Source organism: Ramlibacter sp., from assembly GCF_035706265.1.
Taxonomy (GTDB): Bacteria; Pseudomonadota; Gammaproteobacteria; order Burkholderiales; family Burkholderiaceae_C; genus Ramlibacter.
The window spans coordinates 1-4,104 of record NZ_DASSVG010000598.1 but is presented as its reverse complement, the minus strand read 5'-3'; the positions used below and the strand labels follow the sequence as shown (position 1 = coordinate 4,104).

Sequence of the window (4,104 nt, the reverse complement as noted above, 5' to 3'; positions counted from 1 at the left end):
AATCGTGACCACCGGCTTGCCGAGGACCTCGCCGACGCTCTTCGCGCCGGAGGGATTGGGCCCGGTGGAAGGCATGCCGCCCCACGAGGCGCAGGAGCCGATCGCGATCACCGCCGCGGCATCGGCCGCGCATTCCTTCAGCAGGTCCACCGCCTTGTGGCCGCCGATCCTGCAGTAGTTGCCGTCCTGCGCCAGCGGGATCGCGCCTTCGACCACCAGCACGTACTTGCCCTTGTTCTTCTGCATCGCCGCCTTGCGCGCGGCCTCGGCCTGGTGCCCCGCCGCGGCCATGAGCGTCTCGTGGTAGTCCAGCGAGATCACGTCGAGGATCAGCTTTTCCAGCGTGGGATGTTCGGCGCGCAGCAGCGACTCGCTGCAGCCGGTGCACTCCTGGAAGTGCAGCCAGATCACGGAGGGCCGCGGCGCCGTCTCGATCGCCTTGGCGACGGCGGCGTCGGCGCCGCGCGCCAGCCCCATGGTGGCCGCCAGCGTGGCGCAGAACTGGAGGTACTCGCGCCGCGACAGGCCCAGGCGCCGTTCCACGGCATGCAGGGATTCCCGCGTCAGGTCGAACAGATCGGAAGGTGCCGCCATGTCGTTTCCCTCGTCGCCCGATGGGGCGTCGGGGATGGCAAGGCAAGTTGTGCGCCACGCGGGAAACGTTGATCGGGCGCAAGAAAGAAGGCCCGGGCGCGGTGCGCGCGCCGTTGCGTCGGTCAGTTGCTAACCGGTGCGCTGCGCGCGAAGTGGAAAGCACGCATCCATCTTGCCTTGCATCCGCGGCGATTTCGGGTTGGAATGCGCGCGGCTGGCGCGGGCATGCGTCTTGCGCGCAGCGAGGGCCTCGGCGAAAGAGGCCGGCACGAGGAGAACGACATGAACTTGACCTGGCGCAACACGCTGCGTGCCGCAGCGGCCGCCACCCTGGCCTGCGGGGCGACGCTGGCGCACGCGCACACGGGGCACGGCACGGCCAGCCTGCTGCAGGGCCTGGTGCACCCGCTCGCATTGGACCACCTGCTGGCCGCCGTGGCGGTGGGGCTCTGGTCCGCACGCGCGTTGCCGGCCGGCCGGGTGTGGCAGGGGCCTGCGGTGTTCCTGTTCGCGCTCGCGGCCGCGGCCCTGGCGGCGCAGGCCGGGCTCGCGCTGCCCTTCGTGGAACAGGGCATCGCACTCAGCGTGCTGCTGTTCGGCGCGATGCTGGTGCTGGCCTGCCGCGGCGTGCAGCCGCAAGCGGCGCCGGGCCTGCTGCTGGTCGCCGCGGCGGCGGCGCTGCACGGCCTGGCCCACGGTTCGGAAGCGGCCGGCGCGGCCTTCGCTTCCTACGCGGCGGGCTTCCTCGCGAGCACCGCGCTGCTGCATGCGACGGGGCTGTCGGCCGGTTTCGCGCTGCAGCGCCTGCGCGCGTCGCTCGCGCAGCGCATCGCGTTCGGGATCGGTGCGGGGTTCGGCGCGGCGGGGTTGTACCTGCTGGCGGCTTGAGGCTGCGGGCGAGGCTCGGGGCACACGGGTGCCCTGTGGTCCGGCCCGGAGGGGATTTGTCCGGCTCCTCCATGTCCCCCGGCACGGCCTGAAGGCCGTGCCTCCGCCTTTACTTCCGGAGCCGGACAAACCCCCTCCGGGCCTGCAGCGGCGGCCGTTCCAGCGCCGGAAAACCCTTGCGGGCCTGCATTTCGGTGAGTCGAACGGGAGTCATCCCCGCGCAGGCGGGGATCCAGAGGCTTTCCACGCTTCGCGGCGCTGCTGCGCGCCTTTCATCACGGCGGCAAGATAGGGCTCCGGCACCTCGCCGGGGCGCGCCTCGCGCACCTTGAAGCCGCGCGACGGGACCTGCGGCTCCGCAGGCGTCGTCGGCTCCGGCGGCAGGGCCGGCAGCAGGTCGCCCAGCTGCTCCTCCGCTTCGCGCGCCAGCGACCACGCCACCGCGACCGCGACCAGGGCCGCGATGCCGGCCACGGCCACTGCGATGGCCAGCACCCCGGAGCCCAGCCGCACCAGGCTGTACGCGCCCAGCGCCGTCAGCGCGAGCACCGCCGCGGCGAGCAGGCCGACGAGCACACCAGGGCGCAGCAGAGTCTTCATGGCAGCCTCCAGCAGGTGGAGGGCATGCTAGCGCCAAAGCCCAGCCGTGTGCATCCGGCGCAGCCCCCGGCACCGCGCCGGAAAGGCGATGGCGTCCTACATTCCTGCGCCTGAGGCTGGACGACAGTGAGGTCGGGCTTTCAGGGGGAAAACAGGCCATGAAGGAAAACCTCAGCATCCTCGAAGCAGTCGGCGGCCTCGGCAACGACACGGCCATGGAACGCATGATCCTGGCGCGCGAACTGCCCAAGCGCACCATCGCGCTGGTGCTGGCCGGCGGCCGCGGCTCGCGGCTGATGGAGCTGACCGACCGGCGCGCCAAGCCGGCCGTGTACTTCGGCGGCAAGTTCCGCATCATCGACTTCGCGCTGTCGAACTGCCTCAACTCGGGCATCCGCCGCATCGGCGTGCTCACCCAGTACAAGTCGCACTCGCTGCTGCGCCACCTGCAGCGCGGCTGGAATTTCCTGCAGGGCGCGCACAACGAGTTCATCGACCTGCTGCCGGCCCAGCAGCGCGTGAATGAGGCCTTCTGGTACCGCGGCACGGCCGACGCGATCACGCAGAACATCGACATCCTGCGCGCCTACGAACCCGAGTACATCCTGGTGCTCGCGGGCGACCACATCTACAAGCAGGACTATTCGCTGATGCTGCTCGATCACGTGGAAAGCCGCGCCAAGGTGACGGTGGGCTGCATCGAGGTGCCGCGCATGGAAGCCACGGCGCTGGGCGTGATGCACGTGGACGAACACCGGCGCATCACCGACTTCCTGGAAAAACCCAAGGACCCGCCGCCGATCCCCGGCAAGCCGGACCGCGCGCTGGGCAGCATGGGCATCTACGTGTTCGACGCCGAGTACCTCTACCAGCTGCTGGAGCACGACCTGGACGACGAGAAGTCGGAACACGACTTCGGCAAGAACCTGATCCCCAAGATCGTGACCGACGGCGGCGCGATCGCGCACCCGCTGAACCTCTCCAGCATTCCGGCGGCCACGCGCAACCGGCCCTACTGGCGCGACGTGGGCACGGTGGACGCGTTCTGGTCCGCCAACCTGGACCTCGCGGGCGACAACCCGGAGCTGAACCTGTACGACAAGGAATGGCCGGTGTGGACCTACCAGGAGCAGCTGCCGCCGGCGAAGTTCGTGCCGGACGAGCGCGGCCTGAACGGCGAGACTTCCAACGTGCTGATCTCCGGCGGCTGCGTGGTGGTGGGCTCCAACATCCGCAAGTCGGTGCTGTTCTCCAACGTGAAGGTGCAGTCCTGCTGCACCATCAGCGAGGCGGTGATCATGCCGGACTGCGTGATCGGGCGCGGCGCCCGCCTGTCGCGGGTGGTGATCGACCGCGGCTGCGAGATCCCGGAGGGCTTCGTGGTCGGGGAAGACGCCGCCGTCGACGGCCAGCGTTTCCACCGCAGCGAGAAGGGCGTCGTGCTGATCACCAGGGAGATGCTGGCCAGGCTGCCGGCGCAGGCCTGAAGGCCGGCACGCACGCGGGAGCGCGGGCTCTGGTACAACCCGCTCTCCCCTCATGAACCCCCAAGCCCACGAGATCTGGACCGCCCCGCGCTGGGCGCTCGCCCTGCTGCTGGCCGTGCTCGGCATGCTGGGGCCGTTTTCCATCGACACCTACCTGCCGGCTTTCGCCGGCATCGCGCAGGCCCTGCAGGCTACGCCGGTGGAGATGCAGCAGACGCTCTCCGCCTACCTGTTCGGCTTCGCCTTCATGAACCTGTTCCACGGCGCGCTGGCCGACAGCTTCGGCCGCCGGCCGGTGGTGCTGTGGGGCATCGCGGTCTTCACGCTTGCCTCGGTGGGCTGCGCGGTCTCGCAGAGCGTGGCCCAGCTGGTGTTCTTCCGCGCCGTGCAGGGGCTGTGCAGCGGCGCCGGCATGGTGGTCTCGCGCGCCGTGATCCGCGACATGTTCCCGCCGGAGCAGGCGCAGAAGGTCATGAGCCAGGTGACGATCTACTTCGGCATCGCGCCCGCGGTGGCGCCGGTGATCGGCGGCTGG

At 70.2% G+C, this 4,104-nt stretch carries 5 protein-coding genes; 3 read left to right on the top strand and 2 right to left on the bottom strand.

The window, feature by feature from the left end:
* Nucleotides 1–594: hydrogenase small subunit (locus VFM98_RS21365; RefSeq protein ID WP_325111905.1), on the bottom strand; the 594-nt coding region annotated here is incomplete at its 3' end.
* A gap of 282 nt (nt 595–876) precedes the next feature.
* On the opposite strand from VFM98_RS21365, the gene VFM98_RS21360 reads away from it, so the two are divergent.
* On the top strand, nt 877–1,482 hold the full coding sequence (locus tag VFM98_RS21360) for a HupE/UreJ family protein (protein ID WP_325111904.1): 606 nt from the start codon (nt 877–879) through the stop codon (nt 1,480–1,482).
* A 210-nt stretch (nt 1,483–1,692) separates the two neighbouring features.
* On the opposite strand, the gene VFM98_RS21355 is transcribed toward VFM98_RS21360, so the two are convergent.
* On the bottom strand, nt 1,693–2,082 hold the full coding sequence (locus VFM98_RS21355) for a hypothetical protein (RefSeq protein ID WP_325111903.1): 390 nt from the start codon (nt 2,080–2,082) through the stop codon (nt 1,693–1,695).
* Nucleotides 2,083–2,306: 224 nt separating this feature from the next.
* Here VFM98_RS21355 and glgC point away from each other — a divergent pair, with 224 nt between their 5' ends.
* Both glgC and VFM98_RS21345 read left to right on the top strand, forming a co-directional pair.
* Complete coding sequence (glgC, locus tag VFM98_RS21350) at nt 2,307–3,569, top strand: glucose-1-phosphate adenylyltransferase (RefSeq protein WP_325111906.1); 1,263 nt, start codon at nt 2,307–2,309, stop codon at nt 3,567–3,569.
* Between the two features lie 52 nt (nt 3,570–3,621).
* The coding region (locus VFM98_RS21345; protein ID WP_325111902.1) for an MFS transporter at nt 3,622–4,104 on the top strand (483 nt) is incomplete at its 3' end.